Here is an 869-nt window from a genome sequence, read left to right as displayed (position 1 = left end):
GCCTCCACGCTGACCCGCACCGCCGAGACCACGCAGAGCCTGTCGAGCCAGGTCGCCGGCGTCTCCGAGCAGGCCTCCTCCAACATGCAGTCGGTGGCGACCGCGACCGAAGAGCTGTCGGCCTCGGTCGAGGAGATCGGCCGCCAGGTCCGCGACTCCAGCCGTATCGCCGAGGCCGCCGTGGTGCAGGCCAAGGAGACCGACGGCCGCATCGGCAAACTGTCGCATGCCGCCCAGCAGATCGGCGAAGTGGTCAAGCTGATCACGGCGATCGCCGAGCAGACCAATCTTCTGGCGCTCAACGCCACCATCGAGGCGGCGCGCGCCGGTGAAGCCGGCCGCGGCTTTGCGGTGGTTGCGAGCGAGGTGAAGTCGCTGGCGAGCCAGACGGCGAAGGCGACGGATGAAATCTCCTCGCATATTACCGGCATGCAGGGCGCCACGGCCGAATCGGTCGCCGCGATCAAGGAGATCGGCGCGACCATCGGCCAGATCTCGTCGATCTCGACCTCGATCGCGAGCGCCGTCGAGCAGCAGGGTGCGGCAACGCAGGAGATCGCCCGCAGCGTCCAGACCGTCGCGCAGGGCACTCAGACCGCGGCCACCGATATCGGCGAGGTCAACCGCGGCGCCGCCGAAACCGGTTCGGCCTCGGAAGAGGTGCTGAACTCGGCCAAGACGCTGTCGAGCGAAAGCACCCGCTTGCGCGCCGAGCTCGACCGCTTCATGGCGAATATCCGGGCGGCGTAAGGCCCCGCTGTCGCACTGCCCTCAGCTGTCGTCCCGGACAAGCGCGCCCTCAAGCGCGCGCCGATCCGGGACCCATAACCACCGAATTGCGTTGCTGCACGAGCTGGCAACTCCGAATC

At 68.2% G+C, this 869-nt stretch carries 1 protein-coding gene; it reads left to right on the top strand.

Annotated elements, in window-relative coordinates:
- A partial coding sequence (locus tag AAE027_RS39475) for a methyl-accepting chemotaxis protein (RefSeq protein WP_370991180.1) occupies nt 1-750 on the top strand: 750 nt, incomplete at its 5' end.
- Between the last annotated feature and the right edge of the window lie 119 nt (nt 751-869).

Origin of the sequence: Bradyrhizobium sp. DN3, from assembly GCF_041357655.1 — a bacterium.
Classification (GTDB): domain Bacteria; phylum Pseudomonadota; class Alphaproteobacteria; order Rhizobiales; family Xanthobacteraceae; genus Bradyrhizobium.
The sequence above is the reverse complement of the archived record's forward strand: the minus strand, read 5'-3'. Positions and strand labels throughout refer to the sequence as shown.